This window comes from Acinetobacter sp. CIP 51.11 (assembly GCF_000369665.1).
GTDB classification, from domain to species: Bacteria; Pseudomonadota; Gammaproteobacteria; order Pseudomonadales; family Moraxellaceae; genus Acinetobacter; species Acinetobacter lwoffii_S.
On sequence record NZ_KB850128.1, the window covers coordinates 346,493 to 364,171 of the forward strand.

General features: G+C 45.8%; 12 protein-coding genes. 6 read left to right on the forward strand and 6 right to left on the reverse strand.

All coding sequences use genetic code 11. The features are described from left to right. Positions 1 to 57 precede the first annotated feature (57 nt). Positions 58 to 1,239, forward strand: a complete 1,182-nt coding sequence (locus tag F894_RS01920; RefSeq protein WP_005245749.1) for an acyl-CoA dehydrogenase family protein — start codon at positions 58 to 60, stop codon at positions 1,237 to 1,239. A 61-nt stretch (positions 1,240 to 1,300) separates the two neighbouring features. Here the strand turns inward: F894_RS01920 and phrB are convergent, their stop codons facing one another. The 3 genes from phrB to msuE all read right to left on the reverse strand — a co-directional run bounded on the left by phrB (position 1,301) and on the right by msuE (position 4,732). After that, on the reverse strand, positions 1,301 to 2,710 hold the full coding sequence (gene phrB, locus F894_RS01925) for a deoxyribodipyrimidine photo-lyase (protein ID WP_005245751.1): 1,410 nt from the start codon (positions 2,708 to 2,710) through the stop codon (positions 1,301 to 1,303). Between the two features lie 148 nt (positions 2,711 to 2,858). Continuing rightward, positions 2,859 to 3,971: a dimethylsulfone monooxygenase SfnG gene (gene sfnG, locus F894_RS01930; RefSeq protein WP_005245752.1), complete on the reverse strand. Its 1,113-nt coding sequence runs from the start codon at positions 3,969 to 3,971 to the stop codon at positions 2,859 to 2,861. A gap of 26 nt (positions 3,972 to 3,997) precedes the next feature. After that, on the reverse strand, positions 3,998 to 4,732 hold the full coding sequence (msuE, locus tag F894_RS01935) for an FMN reductase (RefSeq protein ID WP_005245753.1): 735 nt from the start codon (positions 4,730 to 4,732) through the stop codon (positions 3,998 to 4,000). A 376-nt stretch (positions 4,733 to 5,108) separates the two neighbouring features. Between msuE and F894_RS01940 the strand changes: the two genes are divergently transcribed. Continuing rightward, positions 5,109 to 5,759, forward strand: coding sequence for a response regulator (locus F894_RS01940; RefSeq protein WP_004281370.1), 651 nt, complete (start codon positions 5,109 to 5,111; stop codon positions 5,757 to 5,759). An 89-nt stretch (positions 5,760 to 5,848) separates the two neighbouring features. Here F894_RS01940 and F894_RS01945 read toward each other — a convergent pair whose 3' ends face one another. Together F894_RS01945 and F894_RS01950 are read right to left on the reverse strand one after the other, a co-directional pair. Further along, positions 5,849 to 6,610 (reverse strand): hypothetical protein, encoded by a 762-nt coding sequence (locus F894_RS01945; protein ID WP_005245754.1) that lies wholly within the window; start codon positions 6,608 to 6,610, stop codon positions 5,849 to 5,851. A 410-nt stretch (positions 6,611 to 7,020) separates the two neighbouring features. Beyond that, the gene (locus F894_RS01950) at positions 7,021 to 10,512 is read right to left on the reverse strand and encodes a hybrid sensor histidine kinase/response regulator (RefSeq protein WP_005245757.1); all 3,492 of its coding nucleotides are present in this window, start codon (positions 10,510 to 10,512) and stop codon (positions 7,021 to 7,023) included. Positions 10,513 to 10,695: 183 nt separating this feature from the next. Between F894_RS01950 and F894_RS01955 the strand changes: the two genes are divergently transcribed. The 4 genes from F894_RS01955 (at position 10,696) to F894_RS01970 (ending at position 15,841) form a co-directional block, all read left to right on the forward strand. Then, complete coding sequence (locus tag F894_RS01955; protein WP_004281374.1) at positions 10,696 to 11,028, forward strand: DUF485 domain-containing protein; 333 nt, start codon at positions 10,696 to 10,698, stop codon at positions 11,026 to 11,028. Position 11,029: 1 nt separating this feature from the next. Beyond that, positions 11,030 to 12,736: a cation acetate symporter gene (locus F894_RS01960; RefSeq protein ID WP_004647269.1), complete on the forward strand. Its 1,707-nt coding sequence runs from the start codon at positions 11,030 to 11,032 to the stop codon at positions 12,734 to 12,736. Positions 12,737 to 12,981: 245 nt separating this feature from the next. Continuing rightward, a complete protein-coding gene (locus F894_RS01965; protein WP_005105364.1) occupies positions 12,982 to 13,698 on the forward strand; it encodes an ion channel in 717 nt (238 codons plus the stop codon). A 172-nt stretch (positions 13,699 to 13,870) separates the two neighbouring features. Continuing rightward, on the forward strand, positions 13,871 to 15,841 hold the full coding sequence (locus F894_RS01970; RefSeq protein WP_005245759.1) for a BCCT family transporter: 1,971 nt from the start codon (positions 13,871 to 13,873) through the stop codon (positions 15,839 to 15,841). 68 nt (positions 15,842 to 15,909) lie between these two features. Here F894_RS01970 and omp33-36 read toward each other — a convergent pair whose 3' ends face one another. Continuing rightward, positions 15,910 to 16,824: a porin Omp33-36 gene (gene omp33-36, locus F894_RS01975; protein ID WP_265596631.1), complete on the reverse strand. Its 915-nt coding sequence runs from the start codon at positions 16,822 to 16,824 to the stop codon at positions 15,910 to 15,912. Between the last annotated feature and the right edge of the window lie 855 nt (positions 16,825 to 17,679).

Genomic DNA, 17,679 nt, shown 5'->3' on the forward strand with positions numbered 1-17,679 from the left:
TATAGGTCAGTACCCTGATCTGCTAAGCTGTTTCCATGCTGAACATGAGTTAAAATAATGAATGCACAATCCCCATATTTAAATCAGTCTCCTGTCGATATTGCCCAGAAACTTGCTGAAATTTTTGCTTTGACTGCAGCAGAGCGGGATCGGCAAGGTGGGAATCCTAAAGCCGAACGTGACCTGATTCGCCAGAGTGGCTTGCTGGGCCTGTCCATTCCAAAACAGTATGGCGGTCAGGAGACAGATTGGCAGACCATTTTTAAAACTATTCAAATTGTAGCCCAAGTCGACAGTTCATTGGCGCATGTCTATGGCTTTCATCATTTGCTGATTGCGACCGTGCAATTATTTTCCCAATCGGAACAATATGGCCTGTGGTTTGAACAGACTGCCCAAAATAATCTATTCTGGGGTAATACTCTAAATCCGCTGGACCATCGCACCACAGTTACAAAAGTTTCAGAAAACGAATATATTTTCCATGGTGATAAAAGCTTCTGCTCAGGTTCGATTGATTCGGATATGTTGCTGTGTTCAGGTTATGACGAAGCAGGAAAATTACTGATAGGAGTGATTCCTACCTGGCGAGAGGGCGTGAGCTTTCTGGGCGACTGGAACAATATGGGCCAACGCCAGACCGACAGTGGTACCAGCCATTTTGAGCAGGTCAAAATTCATGAAGATGAATTGCTGTTAAATCCCGGTCCACTGAGTACGCCATATTCCAGTCTACGGCCTTTGATTGCCCAGCTGATTTTTGTGCATCTGTTTTTGGGCGTGGCAGAAGGGGCATTTGATGTCGCCAAGCAGACCGTACAAACCCAAAAAGCCTGGTCCAAATCACTGGCAGACGATGCAGTGAATGATCCTTTTATCCAGAAGCATTTTGCCGAGTTTTATGTACAACTGGAAAGTGTACGCTTACTGGCAGATAAAGCGGTTCAGGCTTTACAGGCAGCCTGGGAGCTTGGGAATGATTTAAATGCTGAACAGCGCGGTGAAGTCTCGGTTGCCATTGCCACAACCAAAATTGCCGCAACCAATACCTCTCTCTATATTACCCAGAATATTTTCCAGGTGATGGGTGCGCGGGCCACCACGGCCAAGCTCAATCTTGACCGTTTCTGGCGTAATGTCCGCACCCAGACCTTGCATGACCCGATCGATTATAAATATCAGGAAGTGGGGGAATGGGTGCTGACTGGAAAAGTGCCTGATCCAAGTTTTTATTCCTGATCTGAAAATAAAACAGCCTCTTTATCGGAGGCTGTTTTATTCGAGATGAAAAATTTTGGTTTTAAATTTGCTTGAAAGCTTCAATCGCCCGTATGCGGGAGGACTTTAAATCCACGATCGGTTTTGGATAATTCAGTTCAAGATTCGGATTTTTGGCATAGGGGTCATGAATGCTTTTGGCATCTAGATGCGCTAGTTCCGGCATCCAGCGGCGAATATAATCCCCATTCGGATCAAACTTCTGTGATTGGCTGACCGGATTAAAAATCCGGAAATAGGGCACGGCATCCATACCGGTCGAGGCACACCATTGCCAGCCGCCATTGTTCGCTGCCAGATCACCATCAATCAGATGCTGCATGAACCAGCTTTCTCCCAAGCGCCAATCTATCAGTAGGTTTTTACATAGAAACATCGCAGTAATCATGCGCACCCGGTTATGCATCCAGCCAGTGGCTCGCATTTGCCGCATGCCGGCATCCACAATCGGAATCCCGGTGTGTCCTTGTTGCCAAGCAGCCAGATCTTCAGGTGCATTGCGCCACTGGATGTTATCGGTATTTTCCTTAAAAGGCTGATGCCTGGATACACGGGGAAAATCAAACAGGGTATGCAGATAAAACTCGCGCCACAGCAGTTCATCCAGCCAGGTCTGCTGACCGATATCATCAATCTGGAAATAACCGTCCTTAAACAGGGTCTGCATACATTGACGGATCGAGAGAATACCGATATTCAGATACGGTGACAGACGGCTGGTACCATCGACTGCAGGTAGATCTCGCTCGGTTTTATAGTGAGCCATTTTCTCCCCGATAAAGTCATCGAGCAGCTCAATGGCAGCTTGATCCTGCGCAGGCCAGAGCTGGGCAGTATGGTCAACAGAATAATCAGCCGCAAATTTTCCCAGATCAAAATTGTTCAGCTGATCCGGTAATTCAAGCAGATCTTGAGGCTGAATGGCAGGATAGCAGCCCGGTATATCCTGAATCAGTCGCTCATAGCATTTTTTCTTGAATGCGCTATAGACCTGATAGGGTTGATTGGACTGATTGCGGATACTGGTCAGTGGAAACAGGCTGCGATCATGATACAGCTCGACCCGGATCTGCTGCTGTTCCAGCATCTGCTGTACCTTTGCATCACGTTGCAGTTCATTCACGCCCACCTCAATATTGGCATGTAGCGTATCAATCCGCAGTTTTTGACACAGGTTTAGCATTTCGGCCGGCAGGTCTTGCCATAAGGGAACATTTAAAATGATTAATGGAATATTCAGCTGCGCTAACTGCTGCTTTAAGATGCCGAGGCGGCGCAGATAAAAATCAATTTTAGTCCGGGCATCCTGATGCAGCTTCCATTGTTCGGGAGAGAGAACCACCAGTGCTATACAGCTGCCTTGCTGGGTGGCATGCCAGAGCGCGGCATGATCATGAATGCGGAGGTCTTGACGAAACCAGATCAGTTGCATTGTTCAAATTCTTGGAAAGTCGTTAGTGCAGAATTTTAAGGAATTGATGATCTTAAACCTAGCCAGACAACAATTTTATCACATAAAAAAATCCCCCCAAGCCGAGCCTTGAGGGAGGGAGTGAATCTGCTGAGATTTATTGGAATGATTATACGAGCTCAGCTTCTTCTTGCTGCACAGGGGTTGCCTGTTGTGCTTCAAGCTCACGGACCAAAGGCAGCACCTTCTGGCCAAAATATTCGATTTCTTCAATAAAGTGCAAAAAGCCTGACAGAATCAGATCGACACCGACTTTCTTCAGCTCGATAATCCGTTCAGCAATCTGCTGGGGGGGTTCGATCAGATTGGTGCGGAATCCGTCATTGTATTGCACCAGATCTTCAAAGGTGGATTTGGCCCAGTTGCCTTCACCTTCCTGACTTGCTGCGCCGGCTTCACGGGTCGCTTCACCAAAAGATTTCACTGCCTGCACATTGGCCTTGGCAATGATTTCCTGCAATACGGCCTGAGCTTCTTCTTCGCTATCCCGTGCAATCACAAAGGCATTTACACCAATTTTCACCGAGTGGTTGTTGGCCTTGGCTTTTTCACGAATATCATCGATCTGTTTTTTCAGCTCTTCCGGGGCATTGCCATTGGTGAAGTACCAGTCAGATACACGGGATGCCATATCACGTGCTGCCCGGGAACTGCCGCCCTGAAAGATTTCAATATGCGGTTTTTGTAGCGGTTTTGGACTCAGGGTATAGTCTTTAAATTGATAATATTTACCTTCAAAATTAAAGTTATTCTGGGTCCAAACCCCTTTTAGGCTACGGATAAATTCTTCCGAACGGGCATAACGCTCGTCATGTTCCGGCCATTCTTCACCAATCGCATCAAATTCACCGCGGAACCAGCCACTGACCACATTGATCGCGATCCGGCCATTGCTCAGATGATCAATCGTCGCCAGTTGTTTGGCAGCCAGTGCCGGCTTCCATGGACCCGGCAGAATTGCGGCAATGACTTTCAGACGTTCTGTTTTGGCCAGAATGCCATGACTGAAGCTCACTGATTCATGCTGGTTTTCTGCGTTATAGCCGGCAGTAAAACTGATCTGGGTCAGAGCATAATCAAAGCCTGCCTGTTCAGCCGTTTGTGCCAGACGCACGTTATAGTCATAGCTCCAGTCGGTACGCTGCTCGATGTTACTGACCACCAAGCCACCGCTGACATTCGGTACCCAATAGGCAAATACGATATTTTTATCATTCGACATATTCATCACCCTCTGCAATGCTATGTTCAAGCCACTTGAGTCTTTGGTGCTTTCTTGCTGTGCAAGCGCGATTCTGCGGCATCCAGGCTAGGCACGGCTGCTGAAGGCAGCACTTCTTCCTGCTCGATCTGCTTATTAATGCCTAGATTTTGACTCGCCTGAATGGTTTTTTCTTTAATCACTTCAGAACGTTGTCCCTTGGCTGGTGCCCATTCCAGAATCGGTAATGCACGCGCTACAGCCAGGGTAATCCGGTCGCGGAGCAGTTCACTGTGGATGGTATATTCAGGGGTGAAATCGCGGTCGGTAGCATAGACCCCAATCGGTAAAGTCTGTGCCTGGAAGAAGCTGAATAAAGGACGCAGTTGATGTTCAAGTACCAGTGCATGACGGTCACTGCCACCAGAAGCCGCCAGTAATACCGGAACATCCACCAGCGCCGTTTGCTCGACAAAGTCAAAGAAATGCTTGAACAGGCCTGTAAATGAAGCGCGGTACACAGGAGTGCCGACAATCAGCGCATCTGCGGCTTCTACAGCTGCCAGGTCATCCTGAACGCGTTGCGGCAATTGATTGCGGTAAATCGCGCCGCCCAAGAGCGAACCAATTTCGCTAAATTTAATGAAATGCACATTAATAGATGTCGCTTCTCCAAGCTCATCCAGAATCGCCTGAACCAAAGCTTCGGTTTTTGAAGGATGATTTAAACCGCCAGATACGGCCACAATATTTAAGGGTTTTTGCGCATTAAAATTAGACATATTTAGAACCTGAAAAATAGGGGTAATCTCGGAATGTTCCTATTAATCACGATTCAGCGAAGGGCTGTAAAATAACGAAAAGCTGAAAAGTTATCTAATTTTACGATATACGACAAAGGCTCGATTCTTAAGGAGGTTTTGCATTTAAGTAATTGATATTTATATTTATATTGAATAAAGATAAGCTTTTTCAGTGAGGAATAAATGATATATAAAAAAGTGATGAGAATTAAACAATTATTGCAATAGTGCAAAAATGGGCAATTTTGAAGAAAAACTGCATATTATTTTAAAAATTGTAGTGTCTTGCATATCCTTAACCGGGTTGTGTGGTTAGAATAGAGGCTACCGTGCCAAGATCTCTCTCACGTTGCCTATGAATATTTTAATCGTTGATGATCATCCACTATTTCGTCATGCCTTGATTCAAGCTGTACGTTATAGCCTGCCACAAGCCCAGATTCATGAAACTGCGGCAGTCAATGAATTTTATGAACGTCTAGAAAATGGCCCTGAGCCTGATCTTGTGCTCTTGGATTTAAACCTGCCGGGTGCTTCTGGCTTTTCTGCCTTGGTGCATGTCCGCGCACAGTATCCGTCTTTACCGATTATTGTCGTGTCTGCACATGAAGAAGTCAGCATCATCCAGCGTGCTATTGCACATGGTGCGATGGGCTATATTCCTAAATCTGCCCATCCAAGCCATATTGGTGAAGCGATTCGTGAAGTGCTTGAAGGTGAAATCTGGTTACCACCAAATCTGCCAGCCAATATGAATTTTGATCCGCGTGCTGCCGATGAAACGGCTTTGGCAGAACGGATCCAGTCTTTGACGCCGCAACAGTTCCGGGTATTGATGATGGTGGCTGAAGGTTTATTAAACAAGCAGATCGCTTATGAACTGGATGTGTCAGAAGCGACGATTAAAGCGCATGTGACTGCAATCTTCCGTAAGCTTGGCGTACAAAACCGGACGCAAGCGGTATTGGCCATTAATGCACTGAATATTGAAGACCGCAAAATGTAAGTTCTGCATAGCCGAATTGAAAAAGACCTCCTTGGAGGTCTTTTTTTATGGGCGAAATCTGCAAAATTGAGTGCAAAGGCCTGAGTCAGCTAGGCGATATAATCCTGTTTGCGGGTGAAATCATCACAAAACAAAGGATTTAAGGCACATTGCAATTCATCAATCTGCTCTTCAGTGACATAACCTTTCGATTTCAGATATTCCGCCACGCGATCATCACGCAGACTCAGGAAAGTCGCATCATAAACACCGAGATCGACAAACAGCGCTGCAGTTTCCAGACTGTTAAAACGATCCAGATAAACTTCATTGTCATACATCAGGAAGACATGTTCGTCGCGCGTATTCGGGTCGACATGTAAACGCTGCGCCAGTTCATGTGGACAGGTTTTGATAAATAACAGATCAGACAGCTCATCAAATTGGCTGGTGTCCAGACAATCTTCTTCATTTTTGACTTTACCCAGCCAGGCCTTAAAGACCAGTACCGCGCCACCACGCAGCAACATGCTCCAGATCTGATGACGGGTTTTTGCTGGAAGGTCCTCTGTTTCAGCTTCTAAAGACTGAATCAGCTTGTCTTCCTGTTCAGCAATCTTTTCAAATAGTCCCAGACCTTGCGGCTTGTAGGCATAAGGTTCAAAGACATCAAAATGTAATTCATCAAAGACTTGCAGTGCCAGGGGTACTGCACTCTGATACAGCGTTTCCAGTGCCTGATACTGGGCATCATTCAGCTTGCTGTATTTAAAGATCTGTGCCCAGTTAATGCTTGGCAATAAGGCGTTGGCGCCATATTGACGGTGAAACTGCTGGGTCTGATTCAGGCCCTGGTTTTGATCTATGTTCATGTGAAGAACTCCGATATGCAGAAATAGATCAGCGACCAAAAAAATTAAGGCTACATGAGATGGAAACTGATCGTTTCTTATTCCTCTATTTTTAGAGCCAAGTACAAGGGATAAAAATACGACTAAAGTTATAGTAGTGGAAAACTACTCTTTAATTTTTATTAAAAACAATAAGATAATTAATTGTAACTAAGTGTACACATGTACATTAATACATTCGTCAGTTTTTGCCATAGTGAATTAAAAAATGAGCATTTTGGTCAATTTATTCAGCTGTATTTTCGGCATATTTGCTGCTTTTAGCACATTAGAATAAATTTTATGCAAGCTAGGTAAGTTTATGTGGCAGTTGAGTATAAAAAATGCCCATTTCAGGGTGTGAAATGGGCATTGATCAGATCGTTATCTACTTAGGAGTCGGAAATTTTCAGTCCAGATAACCATGAACGTAATGAGGCCGGTTTCAGCGGTTTTTTCAGCAGAACAATGTTTAGCTCTTTTAGACGTTGCGGCAATTCCGGATCGGAATCGGCGGTAATCAACGCGACCGGAATATCCTTCGAACGATGTTCCAGAATGAAATCCAGACCGATCTTGTCCTGATTCAGATGTTGATCCACCAGCCAGACCTGAATATTTTCCTGCTGAATCAGCATGGCTGCTTGTTCAGGTTCAGTGGCTTTAAACACCTGATAACCCCATTTGGTCAATAAGGTCGACATGCCTTCCAGAATGGTTTCATCATTATCCAGACACAGAATCTTAAAGGCTTTGCTCTTTAAAGGTACGGCCTGAACCGGTGCTGCGACCACTTTCGGTGCTTCGATCACAGGCACTTCAATCATAAAGCAGGAACCTTTACCCAGCGCAGAAGACACATGTACCGGATAGTCCAGCATGCTGGTCATGCGTTGTACGATCGCCAAACCTAGGCCCAGACCCTGTTCACCCCAAGGCGAGGTGTGGCCGCAACGTTCAAATTCCTGAAACAGTTTGATGCGCTGTTCTTCGGCAATGCCCGGGCCAGTATCCCAGACGCCAATACGGATATGATTCGGTCTGCTGCTCGAACGTAATACACCGACCACCACTTTACCTCTGGCAGTATAACGCAACGCATTGCTGACAAAGTTCTGGATAATGCGGCGAATCCATTGTGGATCGGTATCAATCCAGAACTGTGCATCATGCACACTGAACTTGATACCACGCTGTGCAGCGATGGATTTGAACTGGAGTTCCAGATCGCTGAGCAAGTCATGCAGCGGATAAGCCTGACGTTTCGGCTGAATGGTGCCGCCTTCCAGTCGGGCAATATCCAGCAGGGCAGACAACATGCTTTCTGCACCATGCAAAGCACGATCCAGTTGTTGTAAGGTCTTGCGGTCTTCATCATTCTGCACGCTTTGTTCGAGTGCGGTACTGAACAGGCGCGCGGCATGCATTGGCTGCAACAGGTCATGACTGGCGGCTGCAATGAAGCGGCTTTTTGACATATTGGCCTTATCGGCCTGTTCACGCGCCAGTTGCTGCTCGGACAATGCATCGGCCAGCTGCTGGGTACGGTCCTGAACGCGGGCTTCAAGCACGGCTTCATTTTCACGGAAGGCAGTAATATCGGCGAAAGTGGTAACGAACCCGCCGCCTTCGATCGGATTGCCGCGCATCTGAATGACGCGGCCATCTTTACGAATTCGTTCGAATTCATGGGCACTGCCGACCTGCATCCAGTGAATCCGTTTCCGTACATGTTCTTCAACCGAGCCCGGGCCACATTCACCACGTTCAGCGTTATAACGGATCAGGTCGGCGATCGGACAACCGACATAGACAATATCGGTCGGATAATCAAACAGTTTCAGATACTGATTGTTCCAGGCCACCAGACACATGTTTTCATCGACTACGCTGACCCCTTGGGTCATGTGATCAATCATGGTCATGATCAGGTTCTGATTAAAGCGTTGCCATTGCGAGGCCTGATCGAGAATATTGGCGACCTGACCCAATGCCAAACCATTATTAACCATAGCTGTGGTCAACAGGGTACGTGCCGAGGCTGCCCCGATAGTCCCCGCCAGATACTGTTCGGTGAAACGCCACCACATGCCATTGGCACTGCTGTTTTCATTCAGCTCAACACTGTTTTGGGTGCAGAACTGCTGGAAAGCGCGTGTGGTTGGGCCTTCGCCGGTAATGCGTTTAGCCAGGGTAATCAGATCACCGACTTTTAAACGGGCGACATCCTGATGCGAATAGCTGACCTCGTTAGAAGGACTCTGCGAGGGTAGTGGCTTGGTTTCATAATAGAAGAAACTTTCGGCTTGAATCTGTTCGGCAATACTCGGACGGAAAATACGGGAAATCCAGATATACAGCAGGGTATTTAAGCCCAGTGCCCAAACTACGCCATGCGTCAGTGGATCAAAAGACTCAAAACCGATCAGGGCTTCCGGTCTTAACCAGTTCCAGCCAAAAGGCCCTTGATTCAGCAAGCTTTGGCTAAAGCTGCTATAGGCTTCTGGCAGGCTTCGCAAAATGGTTGGAAACAGCAGGGTATAAGCCCACAAGGCAAAACCGGTCAGGAGTCCAGCATAGACACCCTGTTTACTACCGCCACGCCAGTACAGGCCACCGATCAGGGCAGGGGCGAATTGTGCCACCGCACTAAATGCCAACAGACCAAAAACCGACAACTGGTCAATATCATTAAAGAACTTGAAGAACAGGAAGCCCATCAACATCACGCCCAGGATACAGACCCGGCGAGTAAATTTCAGCACCAGCGGCAAGCGTTTGTCATGCCGGGAAATCAGCTTTAAACGCCACAACGCCGGCATGATCAGGTCATTGCTGAGCATGATTGACAGTGCCACCGAAGACACCAGCAGCATCCCGGTAGAGGCAGAGAAACCACCCAGAAATGCCAATAAGGTCAACCAGTCCTGATTATAGCTAAGTGGTAAGGACAGGACCGCCACATCCGGAATGGCCAGATATTGCGGTGCAGCATGTAGCGCCCAGCTGGCAATTGGAATAATCGCCAAGGTAGTCAGAATCAAATAAACTGCAAACCAACGCCGCGCACCACGAATATGTTTTTCATCACGTAGCTCAACCACCGCCACATGGAACTGGCGCGGCAGGCAGATAATGGCCAGTGCCGCGAGCAGGGTCTGAATCCAGAAACTTTGTGGCACGCCAAACAGTTGTACATCATGAAAAGTAGTGCTGATATCGCTACTGATCTGTGCCAGATTTTCTGGTGCTTCAAACATAAAGAAACAGGCAACTGCCAGCAGGGCGAAGAGTTTGACAAAAGACTCAAATGCCACGGCCAGCATCAGGCCGCCATGCTGTTCAGTATTGGCAATCTGCCGGGTACCAAACATCATCGCCAGTATTGCCAGAACCCCAGTCAGAAACAGTACGCCATTGGTCGTGCCGGTTACACCTGCGGAAGGTTCCAGAATGACGGCGGCACTTAAGGCAATCGCACGTAACTGCAAGGCCAGATAAGGCACAATCGCTACCACCGCCAGAATGGTTACCAGCGAGGCGAGGGGACCACTTTTACCATAGCGTGCTGCGACAAAGTCAGCGATCGAAGAAATGGCATGATGCTGTCTCACCCGTCCCAGACGACGCCAGATGTCATAGCCGACGGCAACGAAGAGCAGCGGACCCAGATAGATCGGCAGGAAAATAATGCCTTCACGTACCGCAGCACCCGTGGCGCCATAAAAGGTCCAGGAGGAACAGTAGACGCCTAAAGTTAAACTAAACAATAGCATGCGCCCACGGGTACTCAGCCGGCTGGCATGTTTTTCCCCGTAGAAAGCGCAGATAAAGAGTAATGCGATATAGAGGGCGAGTACCCCTATGATGAGCCAACTGTTCATATAGCCTGATGTGTACTGATCATGCCGCTATGATAACGCATCGTGAACGCTACAGTTTAAATTGATCATTTTTTAACGACCAAAGTCTAAATTACAAGCACCTACGATTATTGTTAACTTGCAACAGTGATAATTCGAATTAAAAAATAGGCAGCCCAAGGTTGGGCTACAGGAGTAGTAATTATGGATGAGGTACAAGTAGATCGTATTCTACAAAATCCAAAATTCAAGGAAATGGTCCGCAAGAAAAGTATGCTCAGCTGGACGTTGACCGGCATTATGCTATTTGTCTATGTGGGTTTCATGTTGCTGGTTGGTTACAACAAAGAATTTCTATTGTCTTCAATTTCAGGTGGTGTGACTACGTGGGGTATTCCACTCGGTCTGGGTATCATTGTCCTGTCGTTTATCTTGTGTGGTGTGTATTCCTACATTGCCAATAACAAACTTGATCAATTGACTGAAGAAGCAATCCGTGAAGTCGAAGCGATTGCTCATGAAAAAGGACACCACTAAGATGAAATGGAATTCTCTTATTGCTCTTGCTGCAACTGCAATGGCCTCAGGTATGGCTTTCGCTGGTCCTGATCTGGGTGCAGCAGAACAGCAGGCGACCAACTGGCACGCGATTATCATGTTTGTGATTTTCGTCGGTGCAACACTGTTCATTACCAAATGGGCAGCGAAACAAACCACCAGCACCACAGATTTCTATACGGCCGGTGGCGGTATTTCTGGTTTCCAGAATGGCCTGGCGATTGCCGGTGACTATATGTCAGCCGCATCTTTCCTGGGTATTTCTGCGATGGTGTTCCTGTCAGGCTTTGATGGCTTGCTGTATTCACTGGGCTTTATGGTCGGTTGGCCGATCGTATTGTTCCTGGTGGCAGAACGTCTGCGTAACTTGGGTAAATACAACCTGTCAGACGTAGTGTCTTTCCGTCTACAGGAAAAACCGGTACGTACCTTGGCTGCTTTAAGTTCACTGGTTGTGGTCGCGTTCTATCTGATTGCACAGATGGTGGGTGCAGGTCAGCTGATCAAACTTCTATTCGGTCTGAACTATAACATTGCAGTCGTGATCGTTGGCTTGTTGATGATGGCCTACGTGATGTTCGGCGGTATGTTGGCAACCACTTGGGTACAGATCATCAAGGCGGTGATGTTGCTGTCTGGTGCAACCTTTATGGCATTCATGGTTATGAAAGGTGTGGGCTTCAGCTTTACCAACATGTTTGAACAGGCGATTGGTGTCTACTCAAAAGTACATGACTTGAGCCTGACAGATGCGACCAAAATCATGGGTCCGGGTAGTCTGGCATCTAATCCGATTGATGCGATTTCTTTAGGTCTGGCATTGATGTTTGGTACCGCAGGTCTGCCACATATCCTGATGCGTTTCTTCACGGTAAAAGATGCCAAAGAAGCGCGTAAATCAGTCGTAGTTGCTACAGGTTTTATTGGTTATTTCTACCTATTAACCTTCATCATTGGTTTTGGTGCGATTCTATATGTATCGAACAACCCGCAATTCCTTGATGTTGCGAAAATGGCTGTGACTGGCAAGCTGGAGCTGGTGGGTGGTAATAACATGGCGGCGGTGCACCTGTCTGATGCAGTGGGCGGCGACCTGTTCATGGGCTTCATTTCTGCAGTTGCATTTGCCACGATTCTTGCGGTCGTTGCTGGTTTGACCCTGTCAGGTGCTTCAGCAATTTCGCATGACTTGTATGCCAACGTTTTGAAGAAAGGCCAAACCACGCCTGAATCGGAACTACGTATGTCTAAGATTGCGACTTTAGGTCTTGCGATCTTCGCGATGATTCTCGGGATTCTGTTCGAGAAACAAAACGTAGCCTTCATGGTCGGTCTGGCATTCTCTGTTGCGGCATGTGCCAACTTCCCGGTACTGGTATTGTCTATGTTCTGGAAAGGCTTGACGACACGTGGTGCAGTGATTGGTGGTGTTGCAGGTCTGGTAACCGCAGTAACCTTGATTGTGCTGTCTAAAGCAGTATGGGTCGATACTTTGGGTATTTCTGATACGCCAGTGAACCCGTTCAATGGTCCTGCAATCTTCGCGATGCCATTATCATTCTTGTGCTGCTGGTTGTTCTCTGTGACGGATAATTCGGCACAGGCTCAGGCAGAACGCAAAGCCTTTGATGCGCAGTTTGTACGCTCACAAACCGGTATTGGTATCTCAGGCGCATCGGATCACTAAGATCTGCGCTACGCTAAAAAAGCCCCGTCAGGGGCTTTTTTTATGGAGATATCATCAAGTTTTTTCTTTAGGATAAATGCCGTATTGCATTGAGCTGGCTGGATTTGTGCAGTGTTATTTCAGTAATTTTCATACAAATCGTATATCTGCAAGTGGCTTTGAGCATGCTATGTTAAAAGCTGTTAACAATAACAATGTATTCCCTACATGAAGATAGTAACAAGAAGAGCAACAAGAAGGGCATTATGAAGCAATCTCTGCAGCAGTTCTGGAACAGCTTTACCCATTTGCCTTCGGCATGGCTGTTGTGCCTGCAATTGCTGATCTTGCTCTTGTCGGTATTGAGTTATGGAAGCATGTCTTATCGGGCGGGAACCTGGGTACTGGGTGTTCTGGTTTTGCTGGTGATTGCCAGAGTCATTCGCCAGACTCCGATGTTTACCATTTTAGGACTCAGCTTTGTCGCCGGCGCAATTCTCTTTTCCTCCCTGATTGTGCTGGGACTGCGTTATACCTGGATCCATGTCACCGCCCACCTGTTTGAAGCTGGTGCTTATTTTAGTGCAGCCTATGGCCTACTGCGTTATATGTTTCATGACCGTTATCTGACCAAGGATGAACTCTTTGCCGCTGGCGCAGTATTTACCTTGCTGGCCTGGGGCTTTGCCTTCCTCTACAGTATCTGTCAGCTGCTGGTGCCGTACAGCTTTTCAGACCCAGATCTGCAAGCCTATCAACCCTGGCTGGATCTGATTTTTCTTAGTTTCAGTGTGCAATCTGCAACAGGACTGTCTGATATCATGCCGGTCAGTCCGGTCGCACGGATGCTAGCCATTATCCAGATGTTTGTCGGGGTGATGTATCTGGCGCTGATTGTATCCCGCTTAATTGCCTTGCAATATATCGCACGTCTACCGCATAAAAAGAACGTGAAAAATAGAGAAAACCCGCCTGGGCAATGAGACTCATCCTTTTATTGTATTTGTTACAGTAACTTAACGGCTTTATTTTGTGTCACATCCTAAAATAGCAGGAGATCTAGCTCCCATAGAGTGAATCTGTCTGATCATTCTGACCTTACCAATAATTATTTGACGCTGTTTGTCGATCCAATTTTTAAAAAATGGAGGATGTATGCCTTCCACAAAACCATCCTGTTTTGCCAATATCAATCCAAATGTTTTTATCAGTACTGTCGCCATTATTGCGATATTTTTAGCGTTGGTCGTATTTGCACCCGATGCTTTTTCAGTTTTTACCCAGCAACTGAACCAGTGGATTACTACGTCCTTTAGCTGGTTCTATGTATTGTCGGTGGCGATATTTATCATCCTTCTGGCTTATATTGCCCTGTCGGATATGGGCAAAATCAAACTGGGGCCCGAGCATAGTCAACCGAAATATAGCAGTGCCTCCTGGTTTGCGATGTTATTCACCGCAGGCATGGGGATTGGCCTGATGTTCTTTGGTGTGGCCGAACCGGTGATGCATTATGTTACGCCACCTGCCGGTGAACCGGAAACTGTGCTGGCTGCACAGCAATCTATGCGGGTGACCTTTTTCCACTGGGGTTTACATGCCTGGGCAATTTATACGCTTGTTGGCCTGTCGCTGGCTTATTTCGCTTATCGGCATCAATTACCTTTAAAAATCCGTTCGGCCTTGTATCCGCTGATTGGTCAAAAGATCTATGGACCGATTGGAGATGGCGTCGATACCTTTGCCACCATTGGTACGGTATTTGGTGTCGCCACCACACTGGGTTTTGGGGTCACACAGATCAATTCAGGTTTGAAATATTTGTTTGGCATTGAACAGGCACCCAGTACTCAGGTCATTTTGATTATTGTGGTCAGTGCCATGGCGGCGACTTCCGTATTTTTTGGATTAGACAAAGGAATTAAACGTTTATCTGAACTAAATTTGGTACTTGCACTGCTGTTGCTGATTTTTGTCTTTGTGGCAGGTCCGAGTATTTATCTGTTACAGACGACTATTCAGAATGCCGGCCAGTATGTTTCAAATCTGTTCAGTATGACCTTTAATCTGTATGCCTATCAGCCAAGTGGCTGGATTGGGGGCTGGACCATCATGTACTGGGCCTGGTGGATTTCCTGGTCGCCATTTGTCGGGATGTTTATTGCCCGGGTCTCGGAAGGCCGCAGTATTCGTGAATTTATCGTGGGTGTATTGCTGATTCCGACTGGATTTACCCTGATCTGGATGGGCTTTATGGGCAATGCTGCGCTGTATAGCATTATGCATGAAGCTAATACTAGCTTGCTAGAAGCAGTTCAGCGTGATTCATCTATGGCTCTATTCGAATTTTTAGCGAACCTGCCTTTCAGCTCAGTGACCAGTATCATTGCGACTTTACTGGTGATACTGTTCTTTGTGACTTCTGCCGATTCAGGAGCATTGGTGACTGATTATCTGACAGCAAAAAGTGAAAATTCACCGACCTGGCAGCGTCTGTTCTGGACCGTGCTCATGGCTTTACTGGCCATCATCCTCTTGCTGGCGGGCGGCTTAGAGGCCTTGCAATCGGCTACGATCATGAGTGCTTTGCCATTTACATTCATTATGCTGCTGATGTGTTGGGGATTAATCAAAGCCCTACATCTGGATGTCACCAAAATGCATGCGTTGCAAGCCGCACGGATTACCCCGCGTGCGATCCAGAATCCGCGCAGCTGGCAACAGCGCTTAGGCCTGATCATGCATTATCCGCATACTCAGGAAGAGGTGCAGCAGTATATTCACAATACGGTGAATAAGGCATTTCTCAGCTTTCAAAGTGAATTGAAACGGCGCCGATTACATGTAGCGATTAGCCCGCTAGAAGACGGTATACAGCTCCGTGTTGATCATCAGGATGAAATTAATTTTATCTATCAGGTCAATGCCACTCAGACTTTAAGTCCAAGCTTTATGGCTGAACTGGAGAATGCGGGAGTAGATTCCTATCAGGCAGAAGTCTTTTTAAGAGAAGGTGGGCAGGGTTATGATGTGATGGAGTGGACGCAAGAAGATTTATTGCAGGACATCATTGACCAATATGAACGTCATTTGCACTTCTTAAGTCTGGTACGTACGCCTGAGTAAACAGAGTCATAAAACAATAAAAAAGGACGCAATATGCGTCCTTTTTTGATTCAGAATCTAATCAGAAATTAGAAACGGAATTTGGCATTTACGCCGATCGTTTGAGTATCACGAACTTGAGCAGTTTGCGCAAGATTTGCTTCGTAGTTAGCATTTACATAAGATGCGCCAACTGCAACAGCAGGAGTGATGAAGTAGTTTACGTTCGCGCCCCAAGCTTTGTCTGGAGAACCAGCAAAGCTAGATTCCATATAAGAAGCACCAACGCTTAACTGTGGGTTAAGGAAAAGAGTTGTACCTAAGTTGTAGGCAGTATCTTCACCATAAACTAAACCGCTTTCAAAACCAATTGACATGTTAGTACCGTCGATTGCACCAACGTATTTAGTACGTGCAGTGATCGCATCTGTCTTATCAGCAATTGTTGCAGATTCAAGAGCAGCTTTAGCAACGCCGTTAGACACAATATTGAATGCATCTAAAGAAGCTTGGTCAGCAACGCTGGTATAACCAACAGCAACCAGGAAGTTAGGGATTAGTAATGCACCTAGTTCTAATGCATAACGGTCGCCTTGATCGTCAGTTGCGTTAGCAGTTTTGCTATCAGCAATGGTATGGCTATAAGAAGCGCTTGCATAAACAGGCACAACTGAAGTTGGAACGTAAGCTTCACCTTTTACGCCGTAAGTATGATTTACAGTACGTGAACGTCCAGCTTCTTCTTGACCGTTTTCGCCATAGCTATACGCTAGAGCAACATTAGAAGCTTGGTTCAGGAAAGCAGCTTCAGCTAAAGGACCTTTAGAAGCGTCTACATCTTTGAAGTAGTAAGTACCTTGAACAGCGCCAGTGAAGTCTTTGTCATTTGCAGTGTTGTCGATGTACTCTGACTGACCTTGAACTTCGAATTGATATGCTTGAGCACCGGTCATCGCTAATAATACAGCAGTGGCTAAACCTAGTTTTTTCATGATATTTACCATTTTGTTACAAAAGATGTACAACATAAAACGTATTGTATTGTAACAATTTATTAAGTCAATCCAATTCGAAATCGCTATTTTTTTAAGCTAAATCATTGTATTAATTTTGTGTAAAATTCAAGTATTAGGCTCCGAAGCTATTTTATATAAAAACTCTTGTATAACAAAAATCTAGACTTTAAATATAGAATCGGGACTAAAGATTAAGGAGAAATTATGTTGTTATTTTGATCAATTAATACGATTAATTATAATATATTTATCTATTAAAACAATTAATAATAGGTGAGTTAATTCATAAATGTGTCAAGAAGTGCAAAATGTCTGGCGCATCAGGTCTTTGATTGGATTGCTTGATTTTAAAGCATCATCAGCTTGGATCTTAGAATAGGTGTCTGTTTTTTGAGCTAAATGGGCATGTTTTATAATCTTGACTGGAGCAATCGGCTTTACATTTTGAGGGGAATTTTACATAATATGAAAATCAAGTTAGAGTTCACACTTTTATAGTGATTTAGCCTGATTCTCCACAATTTTTTGTTTTATCGCCCAGCTTTCCCCAAGGTTGGGCTTTTTTTTGTCCAGCATTTTTTATTTCGGATCATTCCGTTTCTGAAAAACCTTTAATTAAAAAAGATCATAAGAAGAAATATTATAATAATTTTAAGCACCAAAATAGTGCATATTAAAAAGTAAAAATAGAGGTCTAAAATTCAATAGCTAAAAAAAACCCCAATTTTCATAGAAAATCGGGGTTTTTTCGCCAAAATTTGCGGGTAAACTAAAATATCTGCTGAGGAATAATTTAACTCGCCCTAATGCGGTGCATTATGCACCTATTTGTTGCAGGTGTAA